Annotated in this window: 12 protein-coding genes, 1 tRNA gene, 1 other RNA gene and 1 CRISPR repeat array; of the genes, 5 read left to right on the top strand and 9 right to left on the bottom strand. The window is 62.1% G+C overall.

Annotation, left to right across the window (positions count from 1 at the left end; translation table 11 throughout):
- Positions 1-45: 45 nt before the first annotated feature.
- Positions 46-2,550: a CRISPR direct-repeat array (repeat unit 31 nt; unit sequence GTTGCTGCCCCTCTTAGGGGCGATGAGGAAC).
- Positions 2,551-2,674: 124 nt separating this feature from the next.
- The 9 genes from cas2 to TF1_RS14960 all read right to left on the bottom strand — a co-directional run bounded on the left by cas2 (position 2,675) and on the right by TF1_RS14960 (position 11,367).
- On the bottom strand, positions 2,675-2,938 hold the full coding sequence (cas2, locus tag TF1_RS14995; RefSeq protein ID WP_061784005.1) for a CRISPR-associated endonuclease Cas2: 264 nt from the start codon (positions 2,936-2,938) through the stop codon (positions 2,675-2,677).
- Positions 2,939-2,944: 6 nt separating this feature from the next.
- A complete protein-coding gene (gene cas1b, locus TF1_RS14990; RefSeq protein ID WP_061784004.1) occupies positions 2,945-3,925 on the bottom strand; it encodes a type I-B CRISPR-associated endonuclease Cas1b in 981 nt (326 codons plus the stop codon).
- A gap of 3 nt (positions 3,926-3,928) precedes the next feature.
- On the bottom strand, positions 3,929-4,426 hold the full coding sequence (locus TF1_RS16035) for a CRISPR-associated protein Cas4 (RefSeq protein ID WP_082797728.1): 498 nt from the start codon (positions 4,424-4,426) through the stop codon (positions 3,929-3,931).
- Positions 4,423-6,816 (bottom strand): CRISPR-associated helicase/endonuclease Cas3, encoded by a 2,394-nt coding sequence (locus TF1_RS14985; RefSeq protein ID WP_061784003.1) that lies wholly within the window; start codon positions 6,814-6,816, stop codon positions 4,423-4,425. Before TF1_RS14985 ends, TF1_RS16035 begins: the two co-directional genes overlap by 4 nt.
- Positions 6,813-7,466 (bottom strand): CRISPR-associated protein Cas5, encoded by a 654-nt coding sequence (gene cas5, locus TF1_RS14980; RefSeq protein WP_061784002.1) that lies wholly within the window; start codon positions 7,464-7,466, stop codon positions 6,813-6,815. The genes TF1_RS14985 and cas5 overlap by 4 nt, the downstream gene beginning before the upstream one ends.
- Positions 7,463-8,485: a type I-B CRISPR-associated protein Cas7/Cst2/DevR gene (gene cas7i / locus TF1_RS14975; RefSeq protein ID WP_061784001.1), complete on the bottom strand. Its 1,023-nt coding sequence runs from the start codon at positions 8,483-8,485 to the stop codon at positions 7,463-7,465. The genes cas5 and cas7i overlap by 4 nt, the downstream gene beginning before the upstream one ends.
- A 2-nt stretch (positions 8,486-8,487) precedes the next feature.
- The gene (locus TF1_RS14970) at positions 8,488-9,912 is read right to left on the bottom strand and encodes a hypothetical protein (RefSeq protein WP_061784000.1); all 1,425 of its coding nucleotides are present in this window, start codon (positions 9,910-9,912) and stop codon (positions 8,488-8,490) included.
- Positions 9,909-10,448, bottom strand: a complete 540-nt coding sequence (locus tag TF1_RS14965; protein WP_255266197.1) for a CRISPR-associated endoribonuclease Cas6 — start codon at positions 10,446-10,448, stop codon at positions 9,909-9,911. Before TF1_RS14965 ends, TF1_RS14970 begins: the two co-directional genes overlap by 4 nt.
- Before the next feature lie 834 nt (positions 10,449-11,282).
- Positions 11,283-11,367 (bottom strand) — tRNA-Ser (locus TF1_RS14960).
- Positions 11,368-11,492: 125 nt separating this feature from the next.
- Between TF1_RS14960 and ffs the strand changes: the two genes are divergently transcribed.
- The 5 genes from ffs to TF1_RS14935 form a co-directional block, all read left to right on the top strand.
- Positions 11,493-11,588, top strand: an RNA gene (gene ffs, locus TF1_RS14955) — signal recognition particle sRNA small type.
- 129 nt (positions 11,589-11,717) lie between these two features.
- Entirely contained in the window at positions 11,718-13,796 is a 2,079-nt protein-coding gene (locus TF1_RS14950) for a DNA polymerase III subunit gamma and tau (protein ID WP_061783998.1), read from the top strand.
- 182 nt (positions 13,797-13,978) lie between these two features.
- Positions 13,979-15,316, top strand: coding sequence for an AAA family ATPase (locus TF1_RS14945; protein ID WP_255266196.1), 1,338 nt, complete (start codon positions 13,979-13,981; stop codon positions 15,314-15,316).
- Positions 15,261-15,905, top strand: coding sequence for an RloB family protein (locus tag TF1_RS14940; RefSeq protein ID WP_255266195.1), 645 nt, complete (start codon positions 15,261-15,263; stop codon positions 15,903-15,905). Before TF1_RS14945 ends, TF1_RS14940 begins: the two co-directional genes overlap by 56 nt.
- A gap of 348 nt (positions 15,906-16,253) precedes the next feature.
- Positions 16,254-16,776 (top strand): PHP domain-containing protein (locus TF1_RS14935; protein ID WP_255266198.1); only part of this gene is annotated, 523 nt, incomplete at its 3' end.

Here is a 16,776-nt window from a genome sequence, read left to right as displayed (position 1 = left end):
CGATGAGGAACGCTGTCCAGTGCCTCACCGACCTGTCGGAAACGCGTTGCTGCCCCTCTTAGGGGCGATGAGGAACGTGCTCGTAGCGCTGGCAGGGGCCGAACGCATCATGTTGCTGCCCCTCTTAGGGGCGATGAGGAACCACTGGGGAGTCTCCTACAACACCGTCCGCACCTACGTTGCTGCCCCTCTTAGGGGCGATGAGGAACAGCACGAGGGCAGCACGCCACCTGCTGCCACGATCGTGTTGCTGCCCCTCTTAGGGGCGATGAGGAACTAGTGGCAGCCCAACCGATCGCCCGTCGGATCGGACGTTGCTGCCCCTCTTAGGGGCGATGAGGAACCATTGTTTCGGGTGGCGCGCCAGATCGGACACTTCCTGTTGCTGCCCCTCTTAGGGGCGATGAGGAACCAGCCGCTGGCTGCGCTGGCTGGCCGAGGCCACGTTGCTGCCCCTCTTAGGGGCGATGAGGAACCCTCGACGTCATCCGCGCGGACATCACCAACCACGGGTTGCTGCCCCTCTTAGGGGCGATGAGGAACGCCACGGTTGCCCCGTGGTCAAGCGCGCGACCAGGTGTTGCTGCCCCTCTTAGGGGCGATGAGGAACCACAACCAGGACCAGCAGCACGGTCCCTATTGACCTGTTGCTGCCCCTCTTAGGGGCGATGAGGAACACTCCTGGGGAGTTTGTCCGCATTCGTATGTTTTGTTGCTGCCCCTCTTAGGGGCGATGAGGAACAGCCCAACCCGGTACGCGGGTGCGGGCCATGACCACCGTTGCTGCCCCTCTTAGGGGCGATGAGGAACCCGGGCTCGTCTCCGTAGCGTGGGTGGCGATCTTGAGTTGCTGCCCCTCTTAGGGGCGATGAGGAACCTGCCCAGGGAGGTCAACAGCCCGCACCCGCGAGTTGTTGCTGCCCCTCTTAGGGGCGATGAGGAACGATGAGATTCACATAGTTGCTTAGATCTGCAGCCTGTTGCTGCCCCTCTTAGGGGCGATGAGGAACCTACGGGACACTGCACGGACCAGCGCCCGCTGAGGGGTTGCTGCCCCTCTTAGGGGCGATGAGGAACGAGGATCAAACCCAAACGGGAAATCCTCGAACATGTGTTGCTGCCCCTCTTAGGGGCGATGAGGAACTGCGGAGTCGAGCGCGAATGAGGATGACGGTGGCGAGTTGCTGCCCCTCTTAGGGGCGATGAGGAACAAGAGGTCTCGGTGAGCTCACCGGACCGGATCAGATGTTGCTGCCCCTCTTAGGGGCGATGAGGAACGATGTAGACCGGTTCGCCCCGGCTTATGGCTGCCAGTTGCTGCCCCTCTTAGGGGCGATGAGGAACTCGCCGAGAGCGCGGCCAACGACGTCGCCGAGAGCAGTTGCTGCCCCTCTTAGGGGCGATGAGGAACCCCCGGTTCGGCCTCGACTTCCTCGGCGTCTGTCAGGTTGCTGCCCCTCTTAGGGGCGATGAGGAACTACTCGGCCTTGTAATCAATGGCCTGGCCATCGCCATGTTGCTGCCCCTCTTAGGGGCGATGAGGAACTGGACGCTACACAGCCTGTTAGCCCTGGATCTCTCATGTTGCTGCCCCTCTTAGGGGCGATGAGGAACACGTCCCCCGTACCCCCCGGGGAGCAGGCTAGTGGTGTTGCTGCCCCTCTTAGGGGCGATGAGGAACATGAGCCGGTGTCTGATTATTACCGTGGCACGGCCAGTTGCTGCCCCTCTTAGGGGCGATGAGGAACCACCGCGGAGAAACTGTCCCCAAGAATTCTTACAGGGTTGCTGCCCCTCTTAGGGGCGATGAGGAACGATCACGGAGGTGGAGGTCACGGACGACCCCGCCTAGTTGCTGCCCCTCTTAGGGGCGATGAGGAACGCGCCGGTTCAACGGTCAGCTCACGGGGATCAATGAGTTGCTGCCCCTCTTAGGGGCGATGAGGAACCCGTGGCGATGAGCGGGCCGCTGCCGGTTACTCGGCGTTGCTGCCCCTCTTAGGGGCGATGAGGAACGCTCGGGCGCGGGTCAACCCCACCACCCAAAACCAGTTGCTGCCCCTCTTAGGGGCGATGAGGAACCCCTGGTCTACGTCCAGGTCTGCAGGCGGTGACAGTGTTGCTGCCCCTCTTAGGGGCGATGAGGAACCGCTCAGGACCTCGCCGAGCTGGAGGCTGCCGAACGGTTGCTGCCCCTCTTAGGGGCGATGAGGAACTCCGGATTCCTGTGGGCACGGACACGCTGGGTCGTCGTTGCTGCCCCTCTTAGGGGCGATGAGGAACTACGGCAGCCTCTTGCAAGCAAGTCTCCCAGTCTCGTTGCTGCCCCTCTTAGGGGCGATGAGGAACGCACGCTACGCGCGTTCAGGATTTTGCGCAGTTCGGGTTGCTGCCCCTCTTAGGGGCGATGAGGAACGAACTCGGACTCCCACCGAGTCCCACGGCGTTTATTGTTGCTGCCCCTCTTAGGGGCGATGAGGAACATACCGTACTTTCCCGCGGCTGGTGGTCCCCCTCTAGTTGCTGCCCCTCTTAGGGGCGATGAGGAACCCGAGAGTAAAGTCGCTGGTCACACCCAACACGGAGGATTGGATTCGGCAGCTTTTTTCAGCGAACCTCCGGTAGTGCATCAGACCCCGGCGTGTCGCTGAAAAACGGGGTTCGTGGCAATGATTCACAGGATGTCACTTGGGCCAGGTCTGTCTACTCCGATGGTGTGGCGTTGAAGCTGCGCGCCAGGAGGAAGCGTGTAAATGATGACATGGTCATACCCGTGGTCGAGGAAGTTGCTCACATCGCTTTGGAAGCGACGCAACTGGGCTGGGGAGAGCTGCCCCTCAAAGACACTCCGCTGCACGTGGTGCAGGTAGCGGCGACAGGTCCGCAGAATCTTCGGGTTGCGCTCCTGGGCGGTGTCGTAGACAACAATGACATGCATTCGTGGTCACCACCAGATACGAAAAGGTTTGTAAGGAGCGCCTTCGAGGCAGGTTCGGGTGAGCCGGAGCGCCTCAAGGTAGATGAGCTCGTCGTAGACAACAAGGCGTTTGAGCTGGCGGTGGGTGACGGTTGTAGCGAATTCGTCGCGAATTGTCTGTACCACAAGCTTGCGTCCTTCATCGCTGAGCATGGCTTGGTTGGAGTCGCGGTGGAAGTGGTGGGATTTCAACTGGCCGCGGTTTGCCATGCGAAGAAGCACCCGCTCAGCGAAGAGAGGTTTGAAGAGTTCAGCTATATCCAAGGCAAGAGAATGACGCTGGCGTTCCATTGTGCTATGCAAGAACGCTATGCCGCTGTGCAGCGGGGTGAGACGGAGCGCGGTCAGTGTACGGGCGTACACAATGCCGTTGACATAGCTGATGAAAGCGTTTCCCGCATTGCGGGGAGGGCGTCGACTTCGGCCGTGAAGTTGAAGCCATTCAGGAAGCTTGGTGTCTAACACTTCCCACGCTGATCTGCGGAAGTTTCCCTCTATGCCCATGAGTTCTGCGGGACTAGTGGCGGCTTTGACCTTTTCTTTCAGCACCTCGTAGGGCGCTTTGAGCAGGGTGCGATCGAGAACTCGACGAACGTTGAAAGCGGTGGCCAGCACAATGTCACGGGCGATGGCAAGCCGCTTCTGCTCGTCCATAGCGAGCTGGGCCTGGGCTAATACGGTCTCTCCTGAAGTGGAGGTGTCCGCAGGGGTGAGGGTGCCTACATAGTCGCCGTAATAGCCGAGCAGGTGCACGTTGATGTGGTGCTGGTTGAGCAGGCTGACGACCGAGGTATTGATGTCAACGGGTTTGCAAGCGATGATGTCGCGGACATCGGTGATAGGGATGTGCACAGGATCGCTGTAGTCGCGTTCAATAACCAAAGATTGGTCTTTGCGGCGGATACGGCAGCTGGAAGTCAGCCAGTAGGTGCGGGCAGCAGTAGGCATCGGTCAGTCACTCCAGCAGTAGTCCTGATAGCTGCACCCTCGGCATGCAGAGCGCTCGAGACGTTCAGGAGAGGTTGGGGAAGCTACGGTGTCCAGGACGTTTGCGATGTCTTCTTCGGCGCGGGCCTTGTGGGCGGGTGTGTAGGTAATGCGCTTGGTACGACGGGTTTTGGGGTAGTGAAGAACGGCTCCGCGGGCTGCTACTCCGACTTTATGGAGCCGATAGCAGTAGTGGATGGCTTGCGCTTCATCGGCTACGGAGGGCTTGGAAGCGGATTTGATTTCGTGAACCCACAGGTCGCCGTCAAGGTCGTCGAGCCGGGCTGAGCCCAAGTCGATAGGAGTAGCCCTGCGATAAGAGGTGGCGTGAACGGCTTCGCCCATCTGCACTGCTTCGCTAAGTGCTTCAGGCCGGAACCCTCTGGCATACAGCCACAGTTGGCGTGGACAGTGGTACAGGTACTTGATGTGGACGCCGCCTACATCATCAGCGTTGATCACAGTACTTCACCCATCACGTAATGTGTTCGGCCGTCCTGTCTGACGGCTCCAAGCCCTTTTTCTTCGGTGTAGTCGGCGTCAACCACGATGAGCCGGAGTTCTTTGTCCCACCGGCCTAGGTGACGGGCATAGCCGGGGAGCGGGATGAGGTAGCCGGATGCGAGGAGACGGGCTGCTTTGCGGCTGTGTGCGTCACGGCCTTTGCGGATCTCCTCCCAGTAGTGGTCGAGATCGGTGGACAGGATCCCTTCCGCACCGTCAAACATCTGGTCGAATGCTGCTTCGAGGTCGCTGCGGTCGTCGAACGGTGGGTCAAACGCAAGGAATCGACGGCTGAAATCGGTGCGCACCCGTTCGACGTCTCTGCGCCATTGCTGACCCCACGGACTGGAGTAGATCTCGTTGAGCCATTTGGTGAACAGGCGCTCGTCGAGCGGCTGGCCGTCATGGCGGGCAAGGATGTCCCATCCGAGGCGGGTGGGTTCGGCCGCGTACACCTTGTCGGCGTATTCGTCACCCCCGCTTTTGCTGCGGGGAGCGTAGGCGGGACGGTGCACGATGACCGGTGCCGGGTGGCCGCGTCCATTGACTCGGTTGACTCGGCCGAAGCGTTGGATGAGGGCTTCCAGGGGTGCTGCCGAGGTGTGCAGGACGTCGAAGTCCAGGTCCAGGGTGACTTCTACAACTTGGGTAGCGACAACCAGGCCTGGCTGGTGGTCTTTGTGGGTGCCGTAGCGTTTCAGAATGCGTTCTTCGATCCGGCTGCGGTCTTTGGCACGGAATCGTGCGTGCAGCAGGATTGCGCCGTCGTCGCCGTACAGGCGTGTGGCGACGGGTTTGAGGCTCTCGTAGATGTGTTGGGCGTCAGCGACGTTGTTCGCCACCACTAGCACGCTGCGCCCTTGAGTGAGGTGCCCGGTGATGGCGTCGATACTTTCCGGGCTGGTCAAGTGGGATTCGTCGAGGTGGAGCCGGTGGCGGAGCGGCCAATCTTGCTCTTTGTCCGGGTCCACTTCGGTGAGGGGTGCGCCTAGGGCGTTTTCGGCCAGTTCTGCTAGGACGTCGGGCAGGGTTGCTGAGATGACGCCGATGCGTCCACCGATGCGCGCCCACAGGCCCATCATGGCCAGGATGATGCCGAGACGGTGGGTGTCGTAGGCGTGGAGCTCGTCGAAGACGAATATCGAGTTTGCGGAGTCGAGGAGCGTGGACGAGTGGACGGGGCCAGCGATGGCAGCACGCATCAACTGATATGGGGTGGTGACGCGGACAAGTTCACGGAACAGGCGACTGGCGTTGGCTTTGGCTACTGCTCGGGAAGCGTGTTCCAGCGGGTCGGTGCCTGGATCGTCGTTGATGGCGCGGCGCAGGTAGTAGTCGGCGGCTCGGGAGTGTGTGACACCGATACGTTCGAGGCTGGGGTCTGCCAAGTCGCGTTCGCCTAGCCGGTTGGCTGTCGCGTTGATGGAGGCCAGGTAGGGGAGGGTATAGAACAGGCGGGGCTGTCCTTGAGTGGCGGCGCGCATTTGGTCTAGTTGGGTGAGTGCCCACAGTAGGGAGGCTTCGGTTTTTCCCGAGCCGGTGGGGGCACGCAGCAGGAGGTGCCCGGTGGTGTGGGCAGCTGCTTCTTGGTGGGGGAAGAGGGTGGCGCCTTTGCGGGCTAGGCGTTTGCGGAGCCGTTCCGGGTATTCGCTATTGAGTGGGTGCTCAGTGAGCAGGGCGGTGTGGGCGGAGGCGACGTGGTCGGCGAGGGTGACCGCTCCTTGCAGCAGTACCGCGCATAGCCCCGCGTCGTCGTCGGGGCTTTCGTCGGCCCAATAGTCGAGGATATCGTTGAGGAGGCGGTGGATCGCTTTGCCTAGGTCGTCTGTGGTGACGGGTTGCGGTGTGGGGGCGTGGCAGCGCTGGGCAAGCCAGGTTGCGAGGGAGTTAGCTGTCTGCTCGTCTACCGGTCCAAAAGTGTCCGCTATCTCCTTGGGGGTGCGGAGGGAGTTCTTCTGTTTTTTGATGGATTGAGCGCCGCCGGTCAGCGGGCGGTGGTGAGTGAGTACGCCCAGCCCAACCCATCGCCGCTCGTCTTCGCTGAGATGGGTGAGGACATGGTCGACAAATCCCAGCGAGTAGATTTCGTGCCGCAAACCCCATGGCTGGGCGGGACGGGGGTTGCCGACCATGCGTTGGAAGCCGTCGGGGATTTTCCCTGTGTCATGGAATAGGCATGCGAGGGTCGCCCACGTCCAGAAACGTTCGGGCAGCCCAGCAATGCGCCCTACCCGACTCCGCAGCAGTTCTAAGGCGTCGAGGGTGGCGTCAAGGTGGTCGGTGAGCAGCTCCCCCCGTGTGGTTCCGGGGGGAGCGCTTTTCGCCCAGACCCGTTGCAGCGGGTTCATGCAGTGTGCTCCACGACAAGGTCAGGGTGAACGTCTTCCAGCAGCACCACTGCTTGGCCTTCCGGAGTAGAACAGCCGGTGGTGAGCAGGTAGTCACTTCCTGAAGCGGCGTAGCGGTATCCAGCCCACGTGGTGCGGGCACGGTCACGGCTGATCGCCGCAGGAAGCCGCAGCCTGGTTCCGGCCTGGGACACGCTGTCGGGGACGAGAGCGTACCCTTGACGACCTGGTTGGGAGCCGAGGACAATGCGTCGGGCTCGGGCTGAAGCCAGGTCTTGGCTGCGGCCGAACCGCAAGGGCCACACTGGTCGACGCACCGCTTTCTCCCACAGGTCGAGATGGTCGGTGAGCCACACGGTAAGTGTGGCTGCGGTGAGGAACTCCCGCTCTTTAGGATTGGGAGAGGCCTGCCCTTTCCCCACTTCAAGGGGATGGAAGGTTTCTAGGTCAGTTCCTCGGCCTCGCGCGTGGAATGCCATTGCGAAGGATGTAGTGCGAGGCATGGCATCCCAGCCGCCGACCATGGAGGCGAGAAGACCCGCAACCGTTGAAGGGGGCGGGCAAGGCAGGGTGACTTGAACGGCGGCATACAGGGGGTTACGGAAAGACACGATCGGTGCGGTGACCGTGATTTCCAGGGCTTCTGTCACCGTGGCTCGTCCTCAAACCAGTGGTCGTACTCACCTGCTTCGATGCTTGCCGCCAGCTCTTTCAGCAGCGGTCGCGGGTGGTTGAGAATGACCTCGCCCGCTTCGATTTCATGGGTGAGTTTGCTGCGGACGTCTTCTCGCTGCTTGCCGAGGAAACCGGGGGCCCAACCGATCCGGATGGGACCGTCAAGTTCGTCAGCCCAGGCTTCTTTCTCTTCCCGGAAGGTGTCGACGTCGAAGACGACTCCGCGTGGGGTGGCGGCCAGCACCCGGGTGAACGGGTTGTTGCCTCCTTTCAACGGGGCGAGCAGCACCAGTGCGGGAGCACGGTCGCCGTAGTGGAGTGCTTTCTTCGCTCCACCTCGCACTTCGGCGAGGGTGCGGAGCAGCACTGCGGCGCGGCGGCGGCGTTCAGTGATGTCCAACCGCAGCGATGTCACGCCGCGGAACTGCACTTCCTCAGCGCCTGCGGCCAGAGCCTCGGAAGAAGCTGCGGGGGACAGGGCACGGCGCAGGCCACCTTCTAGTTCAAACACCCCGATTCTGGGCAGGTCAAGAAGCACGTCCCCGGCGAGTTCCGCGGTGTAGTGCTCGTGTTCATGGAGGACCGGGTCGGCATCGGCGGGGAAGCCGCGGCTCATCGCCCCGAAGTCTTTCTCGGGTTTGGCAGGGGCCACGGAGACGAGGGTCCCGGTGGCGAGCACCGTGTCCCGCTGGTAGCTATTTTTCTTCTCTGCGACCATGAACCCGAACAGGTCGTCGTCCAGGTACAGATCGGGACGTCCCTTGGTGTAGGCTTGCTGGCGCTTCCCTTTAACGGATCGGCGGACTGGGGAGCGGGCTTCTGAGGGGGGAAGCGAGTCGCGCAGCCACCGCCGGAACGCCTGCGCGGACACGTACGGGTGGGTTTTCCCGTTGATGGACAACTTCTTGGTGTAGGCAACGTTGTCGAAGCTACGGCCGTTGTTGGGCGCACCAGCAGTGATGTCCAGGGCGATCTTGCCTACCAGGTAAGTCATTGTCACTCCTCGTCGACGTCGGTTCCGTTGGAATCGATGACTTCTTCCAACTCCTGGCGTGCATTGGGGTCGTCACGCCAGGCGGGGGACAGTTCATGCACTTTTGCTAGAACGCCAAGGAACAGCAGGTCACGGTGCAGGTAGTTGCGTTCTTCCGAGTCGAACAGGAGCAACCACTGCTGTTCGGTGACGAACGGTTCCCTGGTCCGTGAACGCAGCGTGGTGTCGACGGCTTTCCGGTGAAGCCATTCGCGCAGCGTCTTCGGCTGTTTCTGTGCCTGCAGGTATTTCTTCAGTTCGGAGAGGTCGCCGCTGACTTCTTCAGCGATCTTGTGCGCGAGCTTGCGGATTTCGTGCGATTCGGTTTCAGAGAGCATCAGTACCTTCGATGCGTAGGAGAAGCAGGTTTCAGCTAGTGCCAGGATTTCACCGGGAACGCGTTCAGTTTCTTCAGTGATACGGCTCGTATAAGAAACAGCTGAGGAAACCACGTGGTGCGGCTTGTCGAAAAGATTCCCAGCCAACCGAAAGATGCCTGGGGTTTTCTCCGTGTGATGCGCGCGACACAGGTAATTCCATCCCACGGTGTGTGGACCGTGCGCAGATTCACGAATCCATTCAGCTAGAGGCTGCTCCAAGGACTGGACGGTGAGTTCTTGTTCTTTGTTGCTGTTTGTAAACACCAACAGCTCTACGCCGTCGGTGAGGTCTTCTTCGTATCCCCGAAGTGCCTCGACGACCCGGCATTGACGTGAGTTGGGGAGTGAGGAAGAGGTCGCAGCAGAGGTCAGTGATGCCTTTCCGAGCATGCGTCTCGCCTGACGTCCAGTGACGTAGGCAAGGAAACGGTCGTCCCAGGTGTGCACTAAAGCCGCACGTCCGCCGCCGATCTCACAGGCGTAAGGAACTGCGTAGAAGCTGAGGAGGCACCCCCGGCACAGTGCAAGTCCTTCATGGCCAGGAACAGTGGTGTTGCGGTAAGAGGCGCTGGCGGCGAGGGGGATGTCAACTTTTCCGTACCAGCCGCAGGCGCGGCGTCCGCACAGCACGCAAGGGGCCTCTAATAAGGTTTCGGTGTCGGGTAGGTCCCGCCACTGGTGAAGCTTGTCCCGAAGCTCCTCGCGCCTCAGCTTTTTACGGTTAGTGGGGTTGATAGGACAGTTCGGCCAAAACATGTAGCTGATACTCAGCCAGAAGCCACCCGGTTGTTCGGAGTCTGCCGCGTCGACGGTGGCTTCCAGGTCTGCGGTCATCACATCGTTGGCGAACCTGATTTCTTCTGGGGTCAACTCTTCAGGGTGCTTCATGGCACGGAGCCGCCCCTCTGCTGCCAACAAGGCCAGGGCGAACGCTCCTGCTCGCTGCATGGGGTGGGCAGTCAACCGGATCGACAGCGTGCTTTCTTCGGGAGAGGGCGTGGTGGTCATCCGGCCACCCATCCGAATCCCGCGGAGTTTGCCTGACCCAGTCCCCAGCTCCACAAGCTTTGGAGCGTTTCGGGAGCACCGCGGAGTTCGACTTCTACCCGCGCCCCTGGTTTGAGGCCGCCTGCGACCGCGAACGACCGTTTCGCCCCCACCCACGTGATCGCTTCCAGGGACACGTCCTGGTCAAGCCCCAGCGTTTCAGCTTTGCGACGCAGGTTCTGCGTGAAGTATTCAGCGAACTCAGGTTCACCCGGGAGCACCCAGGCTTCACGTTTGACCCGTACTCCGTCGTCGTTGCGCCCCGAGCCTTTCAAGACCACCGGGGTAGTGGTTCGCCACCGAGCCCGCCCATCCGGAAATTCCGGAGGTTCCATTGCGCTCATTGAGTCCAACCGGAACGCGATTCCACCCCAGTCCAGTACGTCGCGGCCCGCCAGCCCTTTTGCCAGCCCTTCAACGATCTCAGGAAGCGGACTGCCCAGCTCCAGCCAGCCAGGACCGCCGGTGGCATAGACGCCTTTCTGGCGCCGAGTCAAGGGAAAAACCGGGGCACTGTGACCAAAAGGGACCATTCCGTATGGAGGCATTCCCTCGGAATGGAGGCGTGCTCCTACCTCGGGAGCACCTCGCTCCAAAAGACCATAGATCAAGCTCCGTCCAGGCTTGAGAACCTGCTCCCACGGAAGCGACAAAGCTGATGTGTGTATCTTCAGCCGCAATCGCATCCCATACGCCTCCTCTTTGGAGGGTACCTACTGCAGACATCCCGTCCAAAGATAGAGGCAACCTATGACAGTCCACAGATTCATAGGGAAAGTTCCTCAAATTTGCTGAAATCCCGTATGTTGGAGGCGTCGGCCTCTCCCGAGAGGAGCCAGAGATTCACCCTTTTTCAGCGACACGCCGGGGCCTGATGCACTACCGGAGGTTCGCTGAAAAAGCTGCTGAATCCAGTTCTCTGGGTTGGGTGTGACCTGCGACTTTACTCTCGGTTCCTCATCGCCCCTAAGAGGGGCAGCAACAGTGAGTCCGTGCTCCCGGAACGTCGCAGCGAGCTCTTCCTCATCGCCCCTAAGAGGGGCAGCAACACATACGACTGCCAGTACGCCACATCAGCGAAAAACTTCCTCATCGCCCCTAAGAGGGGCAGCAACCTGATGCTGCGTCGGCCCCGCTGTCCCTGCCCAGGATTCCTCATCGCCCCTAAGAGGGGCAGCAACGAGAGCGACGCTGATTGCAGGCCTGGGAAGACCGCCGTGGCGGGGCCTGGACTGCTTTGGAACAGGCCGGATGGAAGGGTGAACTCGTCCTAGACGACGACGGGGTCCGGAGTTAAGAACTCCGGACCCCGTCCTGCCTCTCAGGCGAAGCGGAGGATAAGGGATTCGAACCCTTGAGGGGTTGCCCCCAACACGCTTTCCAAGCGTGCGCCCTAGGCCACTAGGCGAATCCTCCGCGGACCACTCTACATGGAAACGGGCACTATGCCGAACTGATATCCCGCTCCTGCGCGAAACCGCTGATCGGCGCGGGTGCAAGACCCGGTTCGCGAAACCGGGAGGGGGCCTATAGACTCTGGGTCAGGCCCCTCGTGCGGCGTCATCCTACGAACCTCCCCAGGGCCGGAAGGCAGCAAGGATAAGTAGGCTCTGACGGGTGCGCGGGGGGTCCTTCGCGTTTGAGCCACCGATCACGCGGAACAGCCCGGACTGTCACCGGAACCGGGTTGAATAGGTGGTTGGAGATACCACCGAGGAGCCTGTGACCCCACAGCGCTGGTCCGCGGAGGGAGCAGTGAGCGCGCCGTGAGCATCGCCCTGTACCGCAAATACCGTCCCGCGACCTTCGCTGAAGTACGCGGCCAAGAGCATGTCACTGAACCCCTGCGTCAGGCGTTGCGGAACGGGCGGGTGAACCACGCCTACCTGTTCAGCGGTCCACGCGGCTGCGGGAAGACCTCCAGCGCGCGGATTTTGGCTCGGTCGCTGAACTGTGCGAAAGGTCCCACGCCTGACCCGTGCGGGGAGTGCGACTCGTGCGTGGCGCTGGCCCCCGACGGCGGCGGCAGTATCGACGTCATCGAGATCGACGCCGCCTCCCACGGTGGTGTCGACGACGCCCGTGACCTGCGGGAGCGCGCGTTCTTTGCGCCGGTGAACTCGCGGTACAAGGTCTACATCATCGACGAGGCGCACATGGTGACCCGGGAAGGGTTCAACGCGCTGCTCAAACTCGTCGAGGAACCGCCGCCGCATTTGAAGTTCGTGTTCGCCACGACCGAGCCGGAGAAAGTGATCGGCACGATCCGGTCACGCACCCACCACTACCCGTTCCGGCTGATTCCGCCGAACACGCTGCGGGAGCTCATCGAGGAGATCCTCAACGAGGAGAAGGTGCCCTACGACCCCGCGGCGCTGCCGCTGGTGATCCGCGCCGGTGGGGGGTCTGCGCGGGACACGCTGTCCATCCTCGACCAGCTTCTCGCGGGTTCTGACGAGCGGGGTATCACCCGGGAGGCCGCGGTGCAGCTGCTCGGCTACACCGACTCCAGCCTGCTGGGGGAGATGGTGGACGCGCTGGGCGCAGGCGACGGCGCAGCCGTGTTCGAGCTGATCGACCGGGTGGTCGAGGGTGGGCATGATCCGCGCCGGTTCGCCGCCGACTTGTTGGAGCGGGTCCGCGACCTGGTGGTACTCAACGCGGTGCCGGACGCGTTGGACAAGGGTCTGATCAACGTGCCGCCCGATGCGGTGGAGCAGATGCGGGAGCAGGCGAGCCGTCTCGGTGCGGCCCAGTTGACGCGTGCCGCGGAGATCCTCAACAAGGGCCTCACCGAGATGCGGGGGACGACGTCGCCGCGGCTGCTGCTGGAGTTGATGTGCTCTCGGATTCTGCTGCCCGGAGTCGACCCTGGGGACGAGCTGGCGTTGGCAGCCCGGTTGGAACGGTTGGAGCGCAATGGTATAGCGGCTGCTCCGGCCGCTCCCGCGGTGTCTCCCCCCGCAGCGGGCACGCCTGCTGCAGCGCCGCCGCCCACTCCTGCGGCTGCGCCCCGACCTAGCACGGCTGAGCCGCGGCCCCCGCAGCCGCCCGCGCCCTCGGCACGCCCCCATCCGGCTCCGGCTGCTGCAGACGACTGGGGCGCTCCCCGACGGCCCAGCCAGCCCGCACCGGCTGCTCCCCAACCCGCGGCCCCCGGCCCAGCAGGGGAGGGTTCGTTTGATGACCGGTGGCCGCACATCGTGGAGTATTTGGCGAGTAATCGGAAGCGGGCCGCGCACGCCATCGTCCGCGACGGGGTGCACGCCACTCTGCTGCAGGGGCGCACCCTCACCCTGTTCTTTGAGACTGAAGGGCTGATGCGCAGCTTTGTCACGGGCGGGCGGGCCCGGGACATTGCTGAGGCCGTGCACCGCGTGTTCGGTCTCGAAGTGGCCGTGGAAGCAAAGACGGGGCATCCCGGCAATGTGCGGCAGGCGCCCCCGCAGGCTCCGATGTCTCGTCCGCCGCAGCCGGTTGCCCAGTCCACCCCACCTCAGCCGGTCCAGCCTTCTACTGCCCAGCCGCCTGGCGAACCGCGGGACGCTCGGGCGGCAGCGGAAACCGGTTGGGACGCCCCGGCTGCTGTCCCCCCGTCGACGCCTGCCTCCACGCAGGAGCCGGCTCCGGTACCTGAACCAGAACCGGAGCCGCCCTCGGCTGCTGAACCTGCCCCAGCTCCTCCTGCCTCACCGGTGGACGTGTCCCCTGCGGGGGAGGCCGAGGAAACCAATCCGGAGGACACAGCCGACAATGACCTGGATGAGAGCTCGCTCACCGGTGCCGCGCTGATTGAGAAGGAACTGGGCGGCAAGCTCATCGAAGAAATCGACCACACCGACTGAGCGGGAGCACATAGTTTCTTCGCGCAGGTCCTGGACCGATATTCAGTAGTGCCGTTTGAACCCTTGTTACGGAGAAAACCTTCCTGGCAAGGCTTGGAGCGGCATACGATAGGTCCATCACGCTCCGCTCCCTCTTCGTCATACCTCTGTTGGGGAGGCCCTCGATGTTGCTGCGTTTCAGAGTGGCCAACCACCGGTCGATCCGCGAGGAGCAGGAACTGTCTCTCGTCGCGGTCCCCAAACGGGGGGAGGCGAAGCCGAAGGCTCACGAGATCCCGCCCACGGTCCACGTTGCAGGGATCTACGGGGCCAACGCCTCGGGAAAATCTAATGTGCTGGATGCCTTGCGGTGGATGAGCGCAGCGGTCAAGTACTCGCACATCCACTGGCAGCCTGATGCCGGGGTGCCAAGGGAGCCGTTCCGGTTGGACGACACCTCTCACGAAGAGCCTTCGTTCTACGAGATCGACTTCGTTTTTGAGGGTGTACGGCACTCCTATGGGTTCGAAGTCACCGACCGCGAAGTCGTGGGAGAGTGGCTTTTCGTGTTCCCGCACGGGCGCCCCAAGCGGCTTTTCGAGCGGGAAGGACCACAGGACTACAAGTTCGGCAAATCCCTCAAAGGGGAATTGCGCCGTATTGAGAAACTTACCCGCCCTAATTCCCTCTACCTGTCGTGCGCGGCGTCGAACAACCACCCCTATCTTTCTTCCATCCACCACTGGATCGGGACTCACATCCGTTTCGCTACGCAGAATTCCTTCGATGAAGGCGTCAGGTTCCGCTTCACCCAGTCTCTGATCGAGGACCCCGGGAGCAAAGGGGCAGAGTACGTCAGCCGGCTCGTACGAGTCGCTGACCTGGGCATCACAGACATCGTCCTTTCCAAAAGAGAAATCGACGGCTTCGAGAAAGAATTCATCTCTTTCATCAGGGAGAGACTCCCCGATATCCCTGAAGAAGAATTCCGCAAGCGAATAGAGCAGCGCCCGCTGTTCATCCACGATTACTCGGGAAAACCTCGACCGCTTCCTATCGACGAGGAGAGCGATGGGACGCGTTCGTGGTTTGGTCTCGTGGGATTTGTGCTGCGCGTGCTTGAGGAAGGGGACGTCTTCCTCGTCGACGAGATCGACTCCAGCCTGCACCCGGTCCTCTCGTCCACTCTCATCCGGATGTTCAAAGATCCGGTCATCAACCCCAAGGGTGCACAAATGGTGTTTGCCTCACATGACACCACTCTTCTCGGTACCATGCTGGAAAACAAACTTCTCGAACGGGACGAAGTATGGTTCACCGAGAAGGATGCCCACGGGGCGACCTCCCTCTACTCCCTCGTCGAATTCCATCCGCGGGGCGACGAGAATCCGGAACGGGGCTACCTTCAAGGCAGATACGGCGCTGTGCCCCACGTGAATTTCCAAGAGATCCGGTCGCTCTTCGCCGAACTTCACGGGGCCGCCGGTGAACCGTCCGCGTCGGCTGAAACGGGACCTCCGCCGGAAAGTCAATACGCGTAAAGCCCGCTCGCGTATCCTCGTTGTGTGTGAGGGGGAACGCACCGAAGTCGACTATCTGAAAGGAATCACTTCCTTTTTTGGGGCGCTTCCCGTAGAGGTGGAAGCGGTCGGCTTGGGCAGGGATCCGCTCCAGGTCGTCCAGGAGGCTATTGACCGGTTCCATGAGGCGCGGGTCAATGCTCGGCGGACCAAAGACGCGAACCTCGCCTTTGACGAGGTGTGGTGCCTTGTCGACGTCGACGAGCACACCCGGTTGGAGCAGGCGTTAGCCCTCGGCAGACGCGAAGAGGTCAAGGTCGTCGTCTCCAACCCCTGTTTCGAGTTGTGGCTGCTCTACCACTTCCAAGAGCTGACCAGTGGGGTGCACCGCACCGTGCTCCTCAAGGAGAAACTGCCGAAGTACCTCTCCGGGTACAACAAACGCCTTCCGGTGAACTTTCCCTACGCAGCCCATCCCAAGGCGAAAGCCCGGGCGTTGCGTGCCGCTCCCAAACACACGGAGACCTGTCACAAGGGACCGAACCCCTCCACCACGGTGTGGCTGCTCATCGACGCGATCCGCAACGCCGGGGACGCGAAGCGGCGCTGACCATCCCCTGCGCCCCGCTGTGCCCGTTGGCACCGGGGACAGCGAGGCGCACAAGGGCGTTTGGGGATGGGGCACCCCTGGGTTGGCGAAGGCTTCGGGATGTGCTCTCCTAGCCACTGCAGGAAACACCGGGTTCGGCGTGGCATCCGATAGTCGAGCACGCAGCGTTTCCCCCGGCCCGCGCAGCGCATCTGGGTGCACATCTGTTCGTAAAGAGCTCAGCACAGGGCAGGGAAGAGTCGTAGGCTCAGGTGCCACAGCCGTCTCTTCTCTTTAGTCGCCTTTGGGAGTAGTCGCGTCGTGACGAACGATCCCTTCGTCCACCTTCACGTCCACACCGAGTATTCGATGCTGGACGGTGCCGCCAAGCTCAAGCCGCTGTTCGAGGAAGCTGCCCGGTTGGGCATGCCTGCCGTGGCGATGACGGACCACGGAAACATGTTCGGGTCTTACGAGTTCTGGCAGACCTCCAAGGAGTCGGGGGTCAAGCCGATCATCGGGATCGAGGCGTATGTGGCGCCCGAGTCCCGCTTCCACAAGCAGCGTGTGTTCTGGGGGACGGGAAAGACCGGCGACGAGGCTGCTGAGGGTGGCAAGGACGTTTCTGGCGGCGGCCGCTACCTGCACTTGACCATGTGGGCGCGGAACGCGAAAGGGCTGCGCAACCTGTTCCGGTTGTCGTCGCTCGCGTCTTTCGAGGGCTACTACACCAAACCGCGCATGGACTTGGAGCTGATGGCCCAGTACAGCGAGGGCATCATGGTCACCACCGGGTGCCCGTCGGGTGGGGTGCAGACCCGGCTGCGGCTCGGCCAGGAGCGGGAGGCTATCGAATACGCGGGCAAGCTCCGGGATATTTTCGGTCGCGACT

It is taken from the genome of Thermobifida fusca NBRC 14071 = JCM 3263, from assembly GCF_001592045.1.
Taxonomy (GTDB): domain Bacteria; phylum Actinomycetota; class Actinomycetes; order Streptosporangiales; family Streptosporangiaceae; genus Thermobifida; species Thermobifida fusca.
Note: the sequence above shows the minus strand (reverse complement) of the source record. Positions and strands in the feature narration are given on the sequence as shown.